17 protein-coding genes are annotated in these 18,334 nt (G+C 70.1%); 3 read left to right on the plus strand and 14 right to left on the minus strand.

Annotated elements, in window-relative coordinates; all coding sequences use genetic code 11:
• Window positions 1-95 precede the first annotated feature (95 nt).
• From ACTMTI_RS20670 to uvrA, 4 genes are all read right to left on the minus strand, one after another.
• Window positions 96-557 carry a Rieske (2Fe-2S) protein gene (locus tag ACTMTI_RS20670; RefSeq protein ID WP_441122061.1) on the minus strand — a complete coding sequence of 154 codons (462 nt, stop codon included), beginning with the start codon at window positions 555-557 and terminating at the stop codon, window positions 96-98.
• A gap of 46 nt (window positions 558-603) precedes the next feature.
• On the minus strand, window positions 604-1,095 hold the full coding sequence (locus ACTMTI_RS20675; RefSeq protein ID WP_441122062.1) for a Rieske (2Fe-2S) protein: 492 nt from the start codon (window positions 1,093-1,095) through the stop codon (window positions 604-606).
• A 102-nt stretch (window positions 1,096-1,197) separates the two neighbouring features.
• Window positions 1,198-1,602: a Rieske (2Fe-2S) protein gene (locus ACTMTI_RS20680; protein WP_441122063.1), complete on the minus strand. Its 405-nt coding sequence runs from the start codon at window positions 1,600-1,602 to the stop codon at window positions 1,198-1,200.
• A 337-nt stretch (window positions 1,603-1,939) separates the two neighbouring features.
• Window positions 1,940-4,780, minus strand: coding sequence for an excinuclease ABC subunit UvrA (gene uvrA / locus ACTMTI_RS20685; RefSeq protein ID WP_441122064.1), 2,841 nt, complete (start codon window positions 4,778-4,780; stop codon window positions 1,940-1,942).
• A 215-nt stretch (window positions 4,781-4,995) separates the two neighbouring features.
• Between uvrA and ACTMTI_RS20690 the strand changes: the two genes are divergently transcribed.
• From ACTMTI_RS20690 to ACTMTI_RS20700, 3 genes are read left to right on the plus strand one after another with little or no spacing between them, the layout of a single operon-like run.
• On the plus strand, window positions 4,996-5,340 hold the full coding sequence (locus ACTMTI_RS20690) for a maleylpyruvate isomerase N-terminal domain-containing protein (protein ID WP_441122065.1): 345 nt from the start codon (window positions 4,996-4,998) through the stop codon (window positions 5,338-5,340).
• Between the two features lie 18 nt (window positions 5,341-5,358).
• Window positions 5,359-5,793, plus strand: coding sequence for a hypothetical protein (locus tag ACTMTI_RS20695; protein ID WP_441122066.1), 435 nt, complete (start codon window positions 5,359-5,361; stop codon window positions 5,791-5,793).
• Complete coding sequence (locus ACTMTI_RS20700) at window positions 5,790-6,446, plus strand: MBL fold metallo-hydrolase (protein WP_441122067.1); 657 nt, start codon at window positions 5,790-5,792, stop codon at window positions 6,444-6,446. The genes ACTMTI_RS20695 and ACTMTI_RS20700 overlap by 4 nt, the downstream gene beginning before the upstream one ends.
• Window positions 6,447-6,898: 452 nt before the next feature.
• Here ACTMTI_RS20700 and ACTMTI_RS20705 read toward each other — a convergent pair whose 3' ends face one another.
• The 10 genes from ACTMTI_RS20705 to recN form a co-directional block, all read right to left on the minus strand.
• The gene (locus ACTMTI_RS20705) at window positions 6,899-7,174 is read right to left on the minus strand and encodes a hypothetical protein (protein WP_441122068.1); all 276 of its coding nucleotides are present in this window, start codon (window positions 7,172-7,174) and stop codon (window positions 6,899-6,901) included.
• A 36-nt stretch (window positions 7,175-7,210) separates the two neighbouring features.
• Window positions 7,211-8,038: a CDP-diacylglycerol--serine O-phosphatidyltransferase gene (pssA, locus tag ACTMTI_RS20710; RefSeq protein WP_441122069.1), complete on the minus strand. Its 828-nt coding sequence runs from the start codon at window positions 8,036-8,038 to the stop codon at window positions 7,211-7,213.
• A complete protein-coding gene (locus ACTMTI_RS20715; protein WP_441122070.1) occupies window positions 8,025-8,666 on the minus strand; it encodes a phosphatidylserine decarboxylase in 642 nt (213 codons plus the stop codon). Before ACTMTI_RS20715 ends, pssA begins: the two co-directional genes overlap by 14 nt.
• Before the next feature lie 107 nt (window positions 8,667-8,773).
• The gene (locus tag ACTMTI_RS20720) at window positions 8,774-9,757 is read right to left on the minus strand and encodes a TerC family protein (RefSeq protein WP_441122071.1); all 984 of its coding nucleotides are present in this window, start codon (window positions 9,755-9,757) and stop codon (window positions 8,774-8,776) included.
• A gap of 177 nt (window positions 9,758-9,934) precedes the next feature.
• Entirely contained in the window at window positions 9,935-11,437 is a 1,503-nt protein-coding gene (locus ACTMTI_RS20725) for a glycosyltransferase (protein ID WP_441122072.1), read from the minus strand.
• A gap of 342 nt (window positions 11,438-11,779) precedes the next feature.
• Window positions 11,780-13,390, minus strand: coding sequence for a murein biosynthesis integral membrane protein MurJ (gene murJ / locus ACTMTI_RS20730; RefSeq protein ID WP_441122073.1), 1,611 nt, complete (start codon window positions 13,388-13,390; stop codon window positions 11,780-11,782).
• Between the two features lie 127 nt (window positions 13,391-13,517).
• Window positions 13,518-14,378, minus strand: coding sequence for a hypothetical protein (locus tag ACTMTI_RS20735; protein WP_441122074.1), 861 nt, complete (start codon window positions 14,376-14,378; stop codon window positions 13,518-13,520).
• A 1-nt stretch (window position 14,379) separates the two neighbouring features.
• A complete protein-coding gene (locus tag ACTMTI_RS20740) occupies window positions 14,380-15,357 on the minus strand; it encodes a copper transporter (RefSeq protein WP_441122075.1) in 978 nt (325 codons plus the stop codon).
• The gene (gene steA / locus ACTMTI_RS20745) at window positions 15,354-16,550 is read right to left on the minus strand and encodes a putative cytokinetic ring protein SteA (RefSeq protein ID WP_441122076.1); all 1,197 of its coding nucleotides are present in this window, start codon (window positions 16,548-16,550) and stop codon (window positions 15,354-15,356) included. Before steA ends, ACTMTI_RS20740 begins: the two co-directional genes overlap by 4 nt.
• Window positions 16,551-16,623: 73 nt before the next feature.
• Window positions 16,624-18,333: a DNA repair protein RecN gene (gene recN, locus ACTMTI_RS20750; RefSeq protein WP_441122077.1), complete on the minus strand. Its 1,710-nt coding sequence runs from the start codon at window positions 18,331-18,333 to the stop codon at window positions 16,624-16,626.
• Window position 18,334: the final 1 nt, after the last annotated feature.

Here is an 18,334-nt window from a genome sequence, read left to right on the forward strand (position 1 = left end):
TCCGGCCCACCAGGCGGCGGGCCGCCCACACCGCGGGCCGCCGAAGACCAGTGGCCCTTCACCTGATCGCCCTCTCCAGCGGCCTTCGGCCGGAGCTACGCGAGTGTGATCTCGTCGCCTTCGACCTTGATCTGCTGCTCGGGCAGCGGCTTTTCGGCCGGCCCGGCCGTCACCGCACCATCGGTGATGTTGAACTTGCTGTTGTGGCACGGGCAGACGATCGCCCCGCCCTCGACGCTGCCGACCGCGCAACCCTTGTGCGTGCAGACCGCGCTGAACGCCTTGAACTCGCCCGCGGTGGGCTGCGTCACGACAATCTTCTGGTCCTTGAAGATCGTGCCGCCGCCGACGGGGATGTCGGCGGTCTTGGCCAGCGCGCCACCGGCCTGCGGCGCACTGGACGCGGGGGCACTGGATGCGGGGGCACTCGACTCGGCGGTGGCGTCGGTCGTCGCCGCGGTATCGGCGCCACCGCTGCAGGCGGTGATCGCCAGCGACAGGCCACCCACGCCCACGCCCGCGATCACCGCCCGGCGGCTCTGAAGGTCATTTCCCATGCGCCTCACCCAACCGCACTCAGGTGAGAAAATTATGAGACGCCCGCTATGCGAGATTGATCTTGTCCCCGTCCACCGTGATCTTCTTCTCCGCCAGCGGCTCGCTCGCGGGCCCGTCGGCCACGGACCCGTCGTTGATGTTGAACTTGCTCCCGTGACAGGGGCAGTTGATCGTCTTGTTCGAGATGCTGGCGACCGTGCAGCCCGCGTGGGTGCAGACCGCGCTGAACGCCTTGAACTCGCCGGCGGTCGGCTGGGTGACCACGATCTTCTGGTCCTCGAAGATCTTCCCGCCCCCCTGCGGGATGTCGCTGGTGTCGGCCAGCGCCTTGGCCTTCGATTGGGTCTTCTTCTTCGGTGCGTCGGACGACGCCTCCTCCGCAGGCTCCTCCACGGGCTCCTCCGCGGGCTCCTCGGCCGGCGGCTCAGCGCTCGCTTCTATCGTCGGCGAACCGTAGCTCGCACACGCCGTCAGAACCGCCGCGAGCCCGGCGCCACCGGCGCCGAGCACCATCGTCCGGCGCGTCGTTTCCGTCATGGTGCGTCCTCCCAGGTTGTCTTCACTTCAGGTACGGCCAGCGCCCTGGCGCCGGTTCAGCGTGCCCGAGCCCAATCCTGGTCACTACGCACAATTACCTGTTCAGGCCACCACGATCCCGTCGCCCTCGACTTTGACCTGGAACGCGGCCAGCCCGGCGATGGCGGGGCCCTTGGTGGCCTTCCCGGAGTCGGCGGCGAACTCGCTGCCGTGGCAGGCACACCGGATGACGTTTTCCTTGGGCGTGCTGACCGCGCAGCCCTTGTGGGTGCAGATCGCGCTGAACGCCTTGTAGACGCCCTGCGCGGGCTGCGTCAGCACGATCTTCAGGTCCTCGATCACCATGCCGCCGCCCACGGGCACGTCGGCCGTCTTCGCGATGACCTTGCCTTTGAGGCTCTGCTGAGCCTTGGTGTCTTCCACACTGCATCCGGCCAGCGCCAGCCCGCACGCCGCCACCCCGGCCGCGCCCAGCATCTCCCGCCGCCCGAGCCCGTTTTCGGGCATGGCTGCGCCCCACCCCGTAACCGTCATGTACCGCTGACCCTCCGCGTTGCCGCTGACCCCCTGCAGGCCAGGTTCTAACTGGGACAACTCTATTGGCGCCACCCCTCGGTCCGGCGATCGGCTCACCGACCGGACGGGATCCACGCCGCCGGAGGGCGGAAGGGCCATCCCCGACGGATGGCGGAGGAGCCATCCCCGGCCGATGGCGGAAGAGCCATCCCCGGCCGATGGCGGAGCCGACGGGCCGGGGCCGACCGAGGCCCTCGGCACCCGCCCGGCCGGCCTCGATCGCCCGGTCGTCATCACCCAGCGCGGAGGAACCGCAGGATAAGCGGGGTCAGAAGGAGAGGATCTTCCGCAGGAACCGCCCCGTGTGGCTGTCCTCCACCAGCGCGACCTCCTCAGGCGTGCCACTGGCCACCAGCGTCCCGCCACGGGACCCACCCTCGGGCCCCATGTCGATGATCCAGTCGGCCGTCTTGATCACGTCGAGGTTGTGCTCGATGACGATCACGGTATTCCCGCTGTCGACCAGCCGCCCGAGCACCCCGAGCAGCCTGCGGATGTCCTCGAAGTGCAGGCCGGTGGTCGGCTCGTCCAGCACGTAGATCGTCCGCCCGGTCTGCCGCCGCTGCAGCTCGGAGGCGAGCTTGACGCGCTGCGCCTCACCTCCGGACAGCGTGGTGGCCGGCTGTCCGAGGCGGACGTAACCGAGCCCGACGTCGTTGAGCGTCTTCAGATGGCGCTTGATCGCGGGGATCGCGTCGAAGAACTCCAGGGCCTCCTCGATCGGCATGTCGAGGACCTCGGCGATGGTCTTGCCCTTGTAGTGGACCTCCAGCGTCTCCCGGTTGTAGCGGGCTCCGTGGCAGACCTCGCAGGGGACGTAGACGTCCGGCAGGAAGTTCATCTCGATCTTGATGGTGCCGTCGCCGGCGCATGCCTCGCAGCGCCCGCCCTTGACGTTGAAGCTGAAGCGCCCGGGCTGGTAGCCGCGCACTTTCGCCTCCGTCGTGGCCGCGAAGAGCTTGCGCATGTGGTCGAAGACGCCGGTGTACGTGGCCGGGTTGGAGCGCGGCGTCCGCCCGATCGGCGACTGGTCGACGTGGACGACCTTGTCCACCTGGTCCATGCCGTTGATCCGGGAGTGCCGCCCCGGCACCGTGCGCGCCCCGTTGAGCTCCTTGGCCAGCGCGTTGTAGAGGATGTCGTTGACCAGCGTCGACTTACCCGACCCGGACACACCCGTCACCGCCGTGAAGACGCCCAGCGGGAACTCGATGTCGACGCCCTTGAGGTTGTGCTCGCGCGCCCCCTTGACGGTGATCTGCCGCTTCTTGTCGCGCTTGCGGCGCTGGGCAGGGATGGGGATGCTCCTGCGGCCGGACAGGTATTGGCCGGTCAGGGACTCCTCGCTGGTCAGGAGCTCCTGGACGGTGCCGGACACGACGACCTGACCGCCGTGCTCGCCGGCGCCGGGGCCGATGTCGACCACCCAGTCGGCGGCCGCGATCGTGTCCTCGTCGTGCTCGACCACGATCAGCGTGTTGCCCATGTCGCGCAGCCTGATCAGCGTGTCGAGCAGCCGCATGTTGTCGCGCTGGTGCAGGCCGATGGACGGCTCGTCGAGCACGTACAGGACGCCGACCAGGCCGGAGCCGATCTGGGTGGCGAGCCTGATGCGCTGCGCCTCGCCGCCCGCGAGGGTGGCGGCGGCGCGGTCCATGGTCAGGTAGTCGAGGCCGACGTCGAGCAGGAAGCCCAGGCGGGCGTTGATCTCCTTGACGACCCGCTCGGCGATGTGCATGTCACGGTCGGACAGCTTGAGGTTGGCCAGGAACTTCGCGCACTCGCCGATCGACATCGCCGCCACCTCGGCGATCGACTTGTCGGCCACCGTCACGGCCAGGGTCACCGCCTTGAGCCTGGCTCCCTTGCAGGCGGGGCACGGGATCTCCCGCATGTAGCCCTCGAACCGCTCGCGGCTGGAGTCGCTCTCCGCTTCGGCGTGCCTGCGCTGCACCCAGGGGATGACGCCGTCGTAGGTGGTGTAGTAGGAGCGCTGCCTGCCGTAACGGTTGCTGTAGCGTACGTGGACCTGCTCGTCGTAGCCGTAGAGCAGCGCCTTTTGCGCCTTCTTCGGCAGCCGCTCCCACGCCGTGTCGAGGGTGAACCCGACCGTGTGCCCCAGCGCCTCGATCAGCCTGACGAAGTATTCGCTGGTGTGGCCACCGGACCAGGGGTGGAGCGCGCCGTCGCCGAGCGTCCGCTCCGGGTCGGGCACCACGAGGTCGGGGTCGACCTCCATCTTCGTGCCCAGACCCGTGCACTCGGGGCAGGCGCCGAACGGCGAGTTGAACGAGAACGAGCGCGGCTCCAGCTCCTCGAACGACAGGTCGTCGTAGGGGCAGTAGAGGTGCTCGGAGTAGAAGCGCTCCCGGCCCGGGTCGTCTTCGGGCAGGTCGACGAACTCGAGTGTGATCGTGCCGCCGGACAGCTGCAACGCCGTCTCGACCGAGTCGGTGAGCCTGCGCCTCGCCGTCTCCTTGACCGACAGGCGGTCGACGATGACCTCGATGTCGTGCTTCTCGTACTTCTTCAGCGTCGGCGGCTCCTCCAGCCGCACGACGGTGCCGTCGACCCTGGCCCTGGCGAAGCCCTTGGTCTGCAGCTCGCGGAACAGCTCGGCGTATTCGCCCTTGCGGCCTCTGATGACGGGGGCGAGCACCTGGAACCTGGTGCCCTCCTCCAGGTCCATCACCCGGTCGACGATCTGCTGCGGCATCTGCCTGGCGATCGGGCGCGCGCACACCGGGCAGTGCGGCTTGCCGATGCGGGCCCACAGCAGCCTCAGGTAGTCGAAGACCTCGGTGATGGTGCCGACGGTCGAGCGGGGGTTCTTGCTGGTGGCCTTCTGGTCGATCGACACCGCCGGTGACAGGCCCTCGATGAAGTCGACGTCGGGCTTGTCCATCTGGCCGAGAAACTGGCGCGCGTACGCCGACAGGGACTCGACGTAGCGCCGCTGCCCCTCAGCGAAGATCGTGTCAAAGGCCAGGCTCGACTTGCCCGAGCCGGATAGGCCGGTGAAGACGATCAGCGCGTCTCGCGGCAGGTCGAGCGAGACGTCCTTGAGGTTGTGTTCACGTGCACCACGCACGATCAGGCGGTCTGCCACGGTGATCCCGGATGTCGAAAGGCGGATAGGTCCACGGGGGATGGTAGACGGGGTCTCCGACAATTTCGGCGGCCCGTTCTGCGGCCCCCGAAAATCCGTCCCTAACAGGTTAAGGCCATCCGCCATCTGGCAGGGGACCTTCCGAAAGCAACGATCTGAGCTGCGGTTTTATGCCAGCCGCCGGCCCAGGCACCCGGATGATGAAATATCTAGACATGACGGTTCTATCCGCTCTGTCGGCCGAGCTGGCCTCGGCCATCAACCAGCTGCTGGCCACGGCGGCGACGCTCTCCGACGCCGACGTCGCCGCCCCGTCCCTCCTGCCCGGCTGGACCAGAGGCCACGTGCTCACCCACGTCGCGAAGAGCGCCGACTCCTACATCAACCTCCTGACCTGGGCGCGAACCGGCATCCGAACCCCCCAGTACACATCCTTCGAGTCCAGGGCCGCCGAGATCGCGGTCACCGCCGCCCAGCCGGCCGCCCGGCTCCTGGCCGGCATCGAGGACAGCGCCGCCCGCCTGGCCGCCGCCATCCGCGACATGCCCGAGGAGGCGTAGTCCGCGCCGGTCGAGGGCATGCGGCCGCCCCCGCACCCGGCCTGGTACATCCTGGTCCGCCGCCTCCGTGAAGTGGACATCCACCACGTGGACCTCGACGCCGGGTACGGCCCCGCGAACTGGCCGGAGCCGTTCGTCCGCCGCGAACTGCACGACTGCAGGAAGGCCTGGCCGTACGAGCGGAGCACGGTGAGCGAGATCGTGCTCAGAATCGGCGGCGAGATCGTCGAGACCTGGCACGGCCTGGGCTCCGGTCCCGCCGTCGAGGGCTCCCCGGCTGACGTCCTCGCCTGGCTGACCGGTCGGTCGGACGGCAAGGGCGTTAGTCTGGTGCCCGTGGGACAGCCGTCCGTTCAAGGCCCCGGTGGCACAGGGCTTCCCGCGCCGCCGCCGTGGCTGACGATGCCGGCCCCCGCTGATCTTCCCGCGACGCCTCCAAAGGACTACCCATGACCTACACAGGTGACGTCCAGGTCGGCGGCCCTGCCGACGTGCGCGAGCTGCCTGCGCTGACGATCTGCAAGCTCGCCGTCGGGCCGTTCGACAACAACGCCTACCTGCTGCGCTGCGCGCGGACCGGTGAAGCCGTGCTCATCGACGCGGCGGCCGACTCCGACCGGCTGCTGGCCCTGATGGGCGACCAGCCGATCTCCATCGTCGTCACGACGCACCAGCACGGCGACCACTGGCAGGCGCTGGAGCAGGTGACCAAGGTCACGGGCGCGCAGGTGATCGCTCACCCCCTGGACGCTCCCGCCCTCCCGCTGCCGGTGGACCGCGCGGTGGAGCACGGCGACACGATCTCCTTCGGCGAGATCACGCTGGAGGTCATCCACCTGCGCGGCCACACGCCGGGTTCGATCGCCCTCCTGTACGACGGGGGCGAGGCCGGCATTCACCTGTTCACGGGCGACTCCCTGTTCCCCGGCGGCGTCGGCAACACCCAGAAGGACCCGGAGCGCTTCAACCAGCTTTTCACCGACGTGGTGGAACGCGTCTTCGACCGGCTCCCGGACGAGACCTGGGTCTATCCGGGACACGGCAAGGACGCCACGCTCGGCGCCGAACGCCCGTCGCTCCCGGAGTGGAAGGCCAGAGGCTGGTAGCCGACCACCCGTCCCGCACCGGGTAGCCACCCCGTGCGGGGCGTCTGCCCCTACCGACACCGCCGCCGAACCGCACCTGACGCTGCCGATCCTGAGGCGCCGTCCTTCCGGCGCCTGCCCCGCCCTTTACGCCGTCGGCCGGCGCCGCCGCCAACTCCGCGACACCACCGAGCCGCGCCGACCTCGCGACGCGCGAGCCGGCCCGGCCGCCGGTCGGGCGGCGCCCCGCGCCTGCCCGCGCCCCGCTCGCGCCTCGCTCATGCCTGCGCCCTGACTATGCCGGTGGCCCGCTTGCGCCTGCATGCGCCTCGCCCGTGCCCTTGCCTGTGCCGCCTGATCGTGTGGCACAGCGGGATGACCGGCCGCGCAGGCACCGATGCGAATGCCGCCCGGCCCGGCTTGGCGAGAGGCGACACGTCCCGGGGCTTGGCGGAGCCGGCCGGCGGCGACGTTCACTGACGGGCGGCGAGAACGTGCATGATCCGGTCGGCCGCGAGGGCGGGATCGTCGGCCAGGCCGACGAGCTCGCCCCACGACCACCGGTAGAACCACCCCTCGGAGAGCGGCACGCAGTCGACGGTCTCAGCCAGCAAGACGGTGTCCGGATCGCTGATCCGCAACGCGGGCGGATATGCGCGCAGCGTGGCCGTCAGCCCGCGCTGCTCCAGCTCCGCGGCCAGTTTGCCGAGATAGTAGGTACGCGTGTGCTCGCGCGGCGTGGCCGACATGGCTCCATCAAAGCCGAAAACCGGCGAAAAATCTCGTCAGTTGCCGATCCGCTCGGCGGCTTCCTTGCGCTGCTCGCGCTTGTAGAACAGCATCCGCAGCGGGATCGCCGCCACGAGCGCGATCTGCATGGTCGCACCGATCTTGATCGGCAGATCGCCACCTTCGGGCCAGGCGACCCAGACGGTGAGGAACGCCACATTGACCATGATCCACCCGAGGACGACCGCCGCGAGCTGCCCCTTCGGCTTGGGGTATTCGATGCGGCTGACCATCAGCCACGCCACGCCGAGCACGGCGAGCAGGGCCCAGATGCTCGGCTGGAACAGCAGCACGATGGAGATCACCGTCATGGCGCCCATCGGGATGGGCAACCCCATGAAGTCGCCGCTCTTGGTCTTGACGCAGGCGAATCTCGCCAACCGTACGACCCCCGCGACCAGCACGGACGCCGCGGCGACCAGCACAGCGGTGAACGGCACCTGCTCGGTGAACCCGCCCCAGATCACGACCATGAACGCGGGCGCGAACCCGAAGCTGATGACGTCGGCCAGGTTGTCGAGCTCGGCGCCCATCGCGGAGGCGCGGAAGCGCCGCGCGACGAGGCCGTCGAACAGGTCGCACGTCGCCCCGATGAGCAGCAGCACGACGGCGGTGGCGAAGTAGCTCGGATCCGGCGCGAAGTGACCGCCCGCGACCTGGAGCTGCTTGATGGCGGAGTACGCCAGGACGCACACCGCGAGGAAGCCGCAGACCGCGTTGCCCAGCGAAAGGGAGTCGGCGGCGGAGAGGCGGAACGCCTTGCCGACGGGGCCGCGAGGTTCTTCCTCTTCCGCCTGCCAGCTGCCGGCGTCAGCCGCGGTCAATTCTGGTCACCCCCGCAACCGTCTTCTCCCCCACGGAGACCGCGGGAGAAATTCCTTCGGGAAGGTAGATGTCGACCCGCGAACCGAACCTGATGAGCCCGATCCGCTCGGCCTGCTCGACCTTCGCGCCGGCGCTCATGTAGGGCACGATCCTGCGCGCCACCGCGCCCGCGATCTGCACCATCTCGATGTCGCCGAGCGCGGTCTCGAAATGCCACACCACGCGTTCGTTCTGGTCGCTGTCCTTGTTGAACGCCGGCAGGAACCCACCTGCCACATGCTGCACGGAGGCGACATTTCCCGCAAGGGGGGCCCGGTTGACGTGCACGTTCAGCGGGCTCATGAAGATCGCTACCCGGGTGCGGCCGTCTGGCCACGGGTCGATGCTCTGCACCACACCGTCGGCGGGCGACAGGATGCGTCCCTCGCCCGGCGTGCGGTCGGGGTCGCGGAAGAACCAGAGCATCCCCCCGGTGAGCGCGCTCAGCGGCACCGCCGCGAGCGCCCATCGCCGGTCCTTGCGCGTCAGCAGCGCAGTGGCGGCCGCTGCGGCCGCCGTCGGGAAGAGCCACGGGGAGACCCCGCGCGCGAGCCTGACGCGGCTCGACTTAGCAGAATCGTCTGACACGTACAACCTTTGGTGGTTACTGGACTGGGCGCTTTGCCGCGCTGTTACGGACCCGCAACTATTACACGGCACAACTACACAAGCAAAGCGCCTCGAAGCCCATTTCGCTAGACCTGCTCCGGGTGCGTTGCCTCGCCCTCGCGTGCGTCGATGCGAGCTTTGACCAGGCTGGCCACGGTGGTGATGACCATGGTGGCGCCGATGACCGAGAGCGAGACCCAGATGGGAATTTCGGGCGCCCAGGAGACATGGCTGGCGTGCAAGGCCTCCAATACCAGCTTAACCCCGATGAACCCGAGGATGAACGCCAAACCATAGCTGATGTACACCAGTCGCTGCAGCAGCCCGCCCAGCAGGAAGTAGAGCTGACGCAGTCCCATCAGGGCGAACGCGTTGGCCGTGAAGACGATGAAGGGATCCTTGGTAAGCCCGAAGATCGCTGGAATCGAGTCCAGGGCGAACAGCAGATCGGTGCTCCCGATGGCGATCATCACGATGAGCATCGGCGTGACCATGCGCCTGCCGTCGATCTTGACGGTGACCTTGGAGCCGACGTACCCCTCGGTGGTGGGGAACGCCTTGCGCACCCACCTGAGCAGGACGTTCTCCTTGAATTCCTCTTCCTCGTGCTTGAGGTGCTGGCGGACGAGGTTGATCGCGGTGTAGACGAGGAAGGCGCCGAAGACGTAGAACAGCCAGCTGAACCGCTCGAGCGCCGCGGCCCCGAGCGCGATGAAGATACCGCGCATGACCAGCGCGAGCAGGATGCCCACGAGCAAAACCTTGTGCTGGTACGCCCGTGGCACGGCGAACCTGCTCATGATGATGAAGAAGACGAAGAGATTGTCGACGCTGAGGCTGTATTCGGTGATGTATCCGGCGAAGAACTCCCCGGCTTTGTCCCCCCCGTATACGCCCCACAGGAGCAGCCCGAACGCCACGGCGAGGACGACGTAGAACGTCACCCAGTAACCGGCCTGCCGCATGGAGAACTCACGAGCTTCTCCGCGGTCAACGATCCAAAGGTCAACGGCCAGGACAACAAGAAGACCGCCGATCACGGCGATCCAGGCCCACGCGGGTACGATCACGTCACAAACCCTCCGGCATACAGGACTCAGTGCCGGAGGTCTCTCCCGCCCGCCGAAACTGCGGACCGGCAGCCCCGGGGGCCCCGTGGATCGGGGCTGCACCGTGATGACGAGGCTGTCGCGAAGGGATACTCCCCTCCCTAACCCAGGCAGTATACGAGAACGCCTTATCCCTACCTAATCATCCTCTTGATCTTGAAAAGCGTATCCGGCCAGCACGCTCACCACCGCGGCGTCACCGTCGGGCATCTCCCGCCCCCGCCGCGCGGCCGCCGCCGCCAGCCTTCCCGCAGCTCCGGGCTCCTCCAGCAGCGTGCGTACGGCCTGCCGCAGCCCTTGAACGTCCCTGTACGGAACAAGAATCCCGGCATCCCCCACTATTTCCGGAATACCTCCCACAGCCGTGGCGATCACCGGTTTCCCGGCCATGAGCGCCTCCCGGATGCTGAGCGGCTGCCCCTCCCACCGGCTGGCTGCCAGCACGGCGGTGGCGGCGCCCAGAAGGTCGGGGATGTCGTCCCGGTTCCCGAGCAGCTTCACAGGCAATCCCTCGGCCGCAATCCTGCGCTCCAGCTCCGCGCGCAACGGCCCCTCGCCCGCCACCACGAAAAGGGGCGCCCCCGTCGCACCGCCCGCCGTCACTGCCCTGTCCGTCGCCGCCACAGCGTCCCCCGACGCCAAAGCGTTTTCTACGGTCCCAATGTCCCCGGCGATGCCCCGGACCCCGCCACCTCCCGCAGCACCGCCTGCCACACCATCCCGCGCCACACCATCCCGCGACCCGCCATGCCGTGCCGCGCTGTCTGGAGAAGCGCTGTCTGGAGAAGCGCCGTCTCCTGCCCCTGCCGCGCCGTCTGGTGCCGCGCCGTAGCCATTCCGAGCGACGCCCTCCCAGGCCACGCCATCCGGCGCCGCCCCCTCCCGAGCCGCGCCCTCCCGAGCCGCGCCCTCCCGAGCCGCGCCCTGGGCCGCGCGTGCCTGCGCTCCACTGTCCCGCGCCGCCCCGGCCGCCGCGTCTTGCCCCCTCCACGGCCCTGCTGCCACGTCGAGGAGGGTTTCGAGGCCCTTCTGCTGGGCGAGCCGGGCGATCGTGAGGAGGATGGGCCGCTCCCCAGCCGCCAACTCGTCCCTGATCTCCTGGGGGGTGCGTTTCACCGGCCGCAGCGGGGGCGCGGGCACCACGGCGGCCCGTACGTCCCGAGCCCCCAGCCCCTCCATCCGCGCACCGAGATCCGGCGACACCACCAGCACGCGATCGGCCCGCCGCGCCACGATGCGCTCCAGCACGCCATAGACCAGCCCAACGAACCCGCCGGCCGTCAGCGCGTTGTGCAAGGTGACGACCAGCATCCGCCCCCGTGCCGCGGCAAGCCTCTTCCCGCGCCCCCCGAGCGCGACCAGCGCCCCGGCCCGCAGCCCATGAGCGTGCACGACATCGGCGTCCCGGGTCAGTCGCCTGATCGCGAGCACCGTACGCAGGTCGTTGACGGGATGCGGCCGATCCGAGACGGCCACCTCCACGAACCGGGCACCCGCCCCGGCGAACGAGAACTGCTCCTCAACGCTGCGCGGCCCCACGACGAGTACGCGGTGCCCCCGCCCCACCAGTCCCTCGGTCAGCATCCGGACATACCGCCCCGTGCCACCGGACGTGGTGCCCAGCACGAAAGCCACCCGCACAACCCGCTCCTTCCTCGGCCGCCCCAAACGCGCACTCACCGGGACCGCCACACCACCACACTCCCACGCCGGCCGGCCACCGCAGCAGCAGCGGTGGCCGACTCGCCCCTACAGCCTGTAGGCCCGCAAGACCGGCCTTCAGTGCGTCCCGCCCGCTCTCCATCACGCATGACCGGCCTTCAGTGCGTCCCGCCCGCTCTCCATCACGCATGACCGGCCTTCAGTGCGTCCCGCCCGCTCTCCATCACGCATGACCGGCCTTCAGTGCGTCCCGCCCGCTCTCCATCACGCATGACCGGCCTTCAGTGCGTCCCGCCCGCTCTCCATCACGCATGACCGGCCTCAGCCCGCTCCGCCCCGCTTCAGGAGCCCGGCCACCGCGCGCGCGTCCGCCCGATCCAGCACCGCCACGACCAGCGCTCCCACCACCAGCGCCACGACGGCGGCCAGCAGCGTGGCCCACACGTTCGGCCACAGCCCCCGCACGCCGAGCCACCCCACCACAGCGGCCCCCGCCAGGTATCCCTGCAGCCCCCCGGCCACCGCCGCGCCCCCGGCCCTGGCCAGCCCTGCCACGGCCGCGCTCCCCCGTGCCCTGGCCACGGAGCCGAGCAGCAGCGCTCCACCAGCGCTCATGCCCACGCTCATCCCGAGCGCCATCCCGCCGATCTTCCACGCCTCGGGCAGCACCGGCACGAGAACCACCTGTGCGACCACCACGACCGCCCAGCCCACGACCGTGCCGGTGGCGGCCGCCCGGCCGCGCCCGGCCGCGTACAGCACCCGGCTGAGGTGCGCGATGAGCCCGTATCCGATCAATCCTGGCGCGAACAGGGCGATCGTCCTGGCCATCTGGACGGCGGGCACCTCGCTCTTGTCCCAGAGGAACACCTCGGCGACGGGCCCGGAGGCGGCGGCCAGCACCCCGGCGGCCAGCCCGGACACCAGCACCACGGCGCGCGTGGTGCGCGCCGCGAGCGCCGAGAAGGCCGCCGGATCGCCCGCCTGCCCGGACAACCGGGGAAACGCGCTGGTGGCGATGGGTACGGCGAGCACCGCGTACGGCACCAGGTAGATCGCCCACGCGTAGTTGTAGACGGTGATGGCCGCGTTGCCGATCGCCCTGTTGGACAGCACCACCACCACGATCATGGCGACCTGCTGGGCGAGGAGGGCGGCGATGCCGGCCAGGGCGAGCCTGCGCACCTGCGCGGCCACGCCCTCGGGAAAGCGCAGGGTCGGCCGCCACCGCAGCCCCAGCGCGGCCGTGGGACCGATCACGGTCAGCACCAGGGACAGCACGCCCAGACTGGTCCCCACGGACAACGCCAGCTCGGCGGGGCCCGGCACCGTGGCGGGGTCGTCATATCCCTCGCTGAGCGGCACGAACAGCAGGTAGGCGACGATGACCACGATGCTGGACACCAGCGGCGCGACCGCGGGCCCGGCGAAGCGCCTGTGCGACTGCAGCACGCCGTAGAGCACCACGGCGATGCCGTACAGAGGGATCTGGGGGGCGAAGACGACCAGCATCCGGGTGGCGATGGTGGTCACCGCCTCGATGTTCGGGCAGTCATCGAGGGTCGGGCCGAAGAACAATCCGGTGATCGGCCCGGCGAGCAGCGCGGTGAGCGCGCCCAGCGGGACCAGCACGACGACGACCCAGGTCAGCAGCGCCGAGCTGATCCAGCTCACCCGCCCGTCGGAGTCGCGCCCGGCCGCCGCACCCGCCAGCACCGGGACGACCATTCCGGCCAGCGCCCCGCCGGCGACCACCTCGAACACGATGTTGGGGATCTGGTTGGCCGTCATGTAGGCGGTGGACAGGCAGTTGGTGCCGACCGTTTGCGCGAAGGCGTACTGCTTGGCGAAGCCGGTGATGCGCGCCAGCACGGTGATCGCGCCGATGAGCATGGCCCCACCGGCGACGCCCCGCGCCGTCACGACACCCACCCGGCCTCCCCAGCCCGCACCGCCAAGCCCTGCGCCATCCGGCCCCGCGTGTTGCGGCGACACCCGGTCAGGACCCGCATGGCAGCAGACATCCTGGCAGGCCGCACCGACAATCGCGCCGGTCGGGTCACACGGTGTCGACGGGGCGGCGGCCCAGCATGTCGATGCGGTTGAGCACCGGGTTCCCGGCGATGACCTTGGTGAAGCTGACCTTCTCCGCGGCCGCGGTCAACGCCACGACTGTGCCCAGCAGCGCGTAGCGGCCCGGCCTGCCGAGCTTGGTGACCGCGGCGAGCCCGAGCAGGGCGCCCAGAGAGTTGGCGCCCGCGTCGCCGAGCATGGCGCGCTCGCCGAGATCCTCGGGCAGCAGCGCGGCGGCGGCGCCGATCGGCACGGCGGCCAGCGCCGCGGCGCGCGAGTCGCGGAAGACGGCGGCGGCCAGCAGCGGCCCGCCGGTCAGCAGGCCGACCTTGATGGCGCGGCCGGGGCGCAGGTCGAAGAGGTTGGCGAGGTTCGCGGCGCCGGCGATGGCAGCGCCGTTGACCACGGTGTCCACGGGGCCCTCGGAGACGAGGGCGGCGGCGGCGAGCCCGGTGGCGCCGATGCCGAGGATCTTGACGGCGCCGCTGGTGACCTCGCCGCGGGCGAGCGCGCTCAGGTGCCCTTTGAAGCCTTTGGAGGACGTGGTGCCGTACAGGTCGTCGTAGGCGCCGAGCGCGCCGCTGCCCGCGCCGGCGACGAGGGCGGCCAGGCGCAGCCGGCCGGGGAGGCCGGGGGTGAGAGCGGCCGCCGCGCCCGAGCCGGCCACGAACGCGGGGCCTTCGAGCAGCGTGATGGGCTCGCCCCGGTGGTTCTTGCGCGTCCAGCGGCCGCCCAGGTCGGCCGGCCGGTTGCGGGTGAACGCCGCGTAGGCGGCGCGAGCGGCCGCGGCGCCGATCGCGGCACCGGCGAGGGCGTAGAGCAGGCCACGGGCCCGGCTGGCAGGCATGTCAGCTCCCTGACTGGGTGGTGGGGGTCGGAGTGGCGGACGTCAACGGGGGCAGCGGCACGGAGGCTCCCCTGCCGATGCCGTACTGGCCCGCGCGACCGGCCAGTTGCTCCCGGAGAGCGTCGACGAGCACGACGCGGCCCACCGGCATATCGGCGGTGTCGACGGTGGAGACCCCCTTGGAGATCTCGCTGTCGTCGCGCAGGGAGCTGATGACGTCGCCGGGAACGGCGGTGGTGGCGGCGGCCCCGGCGACGACTGTGCCCTTGTCCGCCGCGTCGAAGCCGCCGGCGACCGAGACCAGGGCTCCGGCCATCACCTCGGCGTCGTCTCCCTCGAACGGCTTCTCCGGCGCGAACATCACCGCGAGCGTGGCCCGCTTGGTGGGGTCACCGTCGACGGTGAGCAGCCCGCCCGCCTCGAACGTGCCGACGACGTCGGGAGTGGCGGTGTTGGGCGTGCCCGCTTGGGCCGGGTCGTTGGTGACGAGGGCGGAGGCCAGCAGTGTGGCGGCGCGATCCCAGCTGGTGGTGGTGGCCGGGAAGATCGTGTTGGCCGGTTTGAACTGGTTGACCAGGCCGTCGAGGACGCCTTTGCCCGCGGGGTCGAGGAGCTTCTCCGTCAACGCCACGCGTCCGGTGACATCCGCGCCCGCCTGGTCGAGCACCTGCTGGGTGGCCTCGCGCACGGCGGCGCTGGAGCCCGGCGTCTCGATCAGCAGCACCCGCTGGCCGGTCAGGTCTCCTGCCACCAGGGCGGGCGTCAGGGCGGAGATGACCGCGTCGTTGCCGGCCTCGCGGCTCTGCAGGACGTCCATCTGCGCCCGCAGCTCATCTTTGGTCTTGGTCAGCTGGGCGGTCACCTCCTGCGCCGACTTGACCGCGGGCTCCTGCAGCAGGGTGGTGCCCAGCACGATTCCCACCGCGAGGGCAAGGAAGATCGCGACGATGGAGACGAGGTGATAGCGGAAATCGATCACGAGAAGAGTCCGACCAGCCAGAAGATGAACGAGTTCCAGGCGTCTTGCAGGCCGTTCAGCCAGGTCTGGCCGATCGGCGAGAGGAAGAGCGCGACCCCCATGGTGATCAACGCGGTGATCACCAGGAGCAGCAGCTGGGAGGTCGTGATCCGGCTGCGGTAGAGCCTGCTCACGCCCTTGGCGTCGATGAGCTTGCTGCCGATGATCAGCCGGGTGAGAAAAGTGCTGGCCATGCCGGAGCGCCCCTTGTCGAGGAACTCCTCCAGCGTGCCGTGGGTGCCGACGGCGACGATCAGCTCGGCGCCCTTGCGGTCGGCCAGGAGCATCGCGATGTCCTCGCTGGTGCCGGTTGCGGGGAAGATCACCGCTTCGCGGCCCAGCTGGTGCACGCGCTCCAGGCCGGGGGCCCTGCCGTCGCGGTAGGCGTGCACGACCAGCTCGGCGCCGCAGGTCAGGGCCTTGGTGGAGACGGAGTCGAAGTCGCCCACGATCACGTCGGGCAGGTAGCCGGCCTCCAGCAGCGCGTCGGCGCCGCCGTCGACGCCGACGAGCACGGGCCGGTATTCGCGGATGTAGGGACGCAGGGTGGCGATGTCTTCCTTGTAGTGGTAACCGCGGACCACGATGAGGACGTGCCGGCCCTCCATGGGGGTGCGGATCTCCGGTACGCCGACTCCGTCGATGAGGAGCCTGCCCTCGCCGCGGACGTATTCCATCGTGTTGACGGCGAAGGCCTCGATCTGGACGGCGAGCCCGGCGCGTGCCTCGGCCATGGCCGCCTCGACCGCCTCGGGACTCTGCGGCTCGCCCTTGGCGACCACGTCGTCGTCGAGGTAGACCACGCCGTCACAGAGCCGTACGACGTCGCCGTCCTTGATCCGCTCGAACAGTTCCTGGCTGGCGTTGTCGACGAACGGCACGCCCGCCTCGATGAGGATCTGCGGCCCCAGATTGGGGTAGCGGCCGCTGATCCCGGTGGCGACGTTGACCACGGCCGCAGCTCCACATGCGACGAGGGCCTCCGCGCTCACCCGGTCAACGTCAACATGGTCGATAATCGCGATTTCTCCGGGCTGGAGGCGCTTGGTGAGCCTCTTGGTCCGCCGGTCGATTCTCGCCACTGCCGTTATGCCGGGAAGGTCACCGACCTTCCTGCCGCGGAGGCCCGGCATCTTGCTCCCCGGAACCTTCATCAAGACCATCCTGCCAGAGCGAAACAGCGCGGGGGCCACGCATCACGCAGCGTGTCCGCTATGTTACGCCGGATCACCTGTCCGCCGCTGCCAGGCCCAGCAGCTCTTCGGCATGCGCCCGGCCCAGCTCGGAGTCCTCCAGACCGGCCAGCATGCGGGACAGCTCGCGCACCCGGCCTTCGTGGTTGAGCGTGACGACGCCGCTGCGCACGACGCTGCCGTCACTGGCCTTCTCGACCACCAGGTGCTGGTCGGCGAACGCGGCCACCTGCGGCAGATGGGTGACGACGATGACCTGGGCGGTGCGGGCGAGCCTGGCCAGCCGGCGCCCGATCTCCACCGCGGCCTTGCCGCCGACGCCGGCGTCGACCTCGTCGAACACGAATGTCGGCACCGGATCCGCGCCGGCGAAGACCACCTCGATCGCGAGCATCACCCGGCTCAGCTCGCCGCCCGAGGCGCCTTTGTTGAGCGGCAGCGGCGGCGCGGCCGGGTGGGCGGCCATCCGCAGCTCCACCTCGTCGACCCCGTCGGGGCCGAACTCCGCTCTCTGGGTGAGCTGGACGATGACTCTGGCGTGCGGCATGGCGAGCGCCGTCAGCTCCTCGGTCACGGCCCGGCCGAACCGCTCGGCGGCGGCCTCGCGCACCCGGGTGAGCTCGGCGGCCAGGTCGGTGAGCTTGCCGGTCAGCTCGTCGTATTCGCGGGTGAGCTCATCGATGCGCTCGTCGTCGCCTTCGAGCTCGCCCAGGCGGGCGGCGGCCTGCTGCGCCCAGGCCAGGACTCCGGCGCTGTCCTCACCGTATTTCCGGATGAGCCCGGTCAGCACCGAGCGGCGTTCCTGCACGGCCGCCAGCCGTGCTGGATCGGCCTCGATCGACTCCGCGTAGGCCGCCAGGTCGGTGGCCACGTCGGAGATCAGATATCCGGCCTCGGCCAGCCGGTCGGCCATGCCGGCGAGCTGGGTGTCGAAGTCGCGCACCCCCTCGACGGCCGCGCGTGCCTCGCCGAGCAGCGAGATCACGTCGTGGGGGCTGCCGGCCGCCTCCATCGGGTCGCCGAGCAGGGCCGTGTGCGCGCTGGTGGCGGCGTTGCGCAGGGCGTCGGCGTGGGAGAGCCGCTCCTCCTCAGCGCGCAGCTCGACGTCCTCGCCTGGCTTGGGGTCGACCTTCTCGATCTCTTCCAGGCCGAAGCGCAGCAGGTCGGCCTCCTGCGCCCGCTCCCTGGCCCGGGTGGTCAGCTCCTCCAGCTGCGCGGCGACCTGCTTGTGCCGTTTGTACGCTTGCGTGTAGGCCCGCAGCGGCTTGACCAGATCGTTGCCGGCGTAGCGGTCGAGCGCGGCCCGCTGCCTGGCCGGCTGGAGCAGCCGCTGCTGGTCCATCTGCCCGTGCACCGCCACGAGGTCGTCGGCCAGGTAGGTCAGGGTGCCCACGGGCACGGTGCGCCCGCCGAGCCAGGCTCTGGACCTGCCCTCGGCCGAGACCGTGCGCGAGATGATCAGCTCGCCGTCCTCGACCTCGCCGCCGATGTCCTCGACCTGCTGGGCGACGCGTCCGCCATGCTGGATGACCAGGGTGCCCTCCACGGTCGCCCGGTCGGCTCCCGGCCGGATGCGTGACGGGTCGGCCCGGCCGCCGAACAGCAGCCCCAGCCCGGTGACGACCATCGTCTTGCCCGCGCCGGTCTCGCCGGTGACCACGTTGAAGCCGGGGGAAAGCTCTAGGACGGCCTCGTCGATGACGCCGAGCCCCTGGATGCGGACCTCCTCGACCCTTGGTCGCACT

Origin of the sequence: Nonomuraea sp. H19, from assembly GCF_052068215.1 — a bacterium.
In the GTDB taxonomy this organism is placed as follows: Bacteria; Actinomycetota; Actinomycetes; order Streptosporangiales; family Streptosporangiaceae; genus Nonomuraea.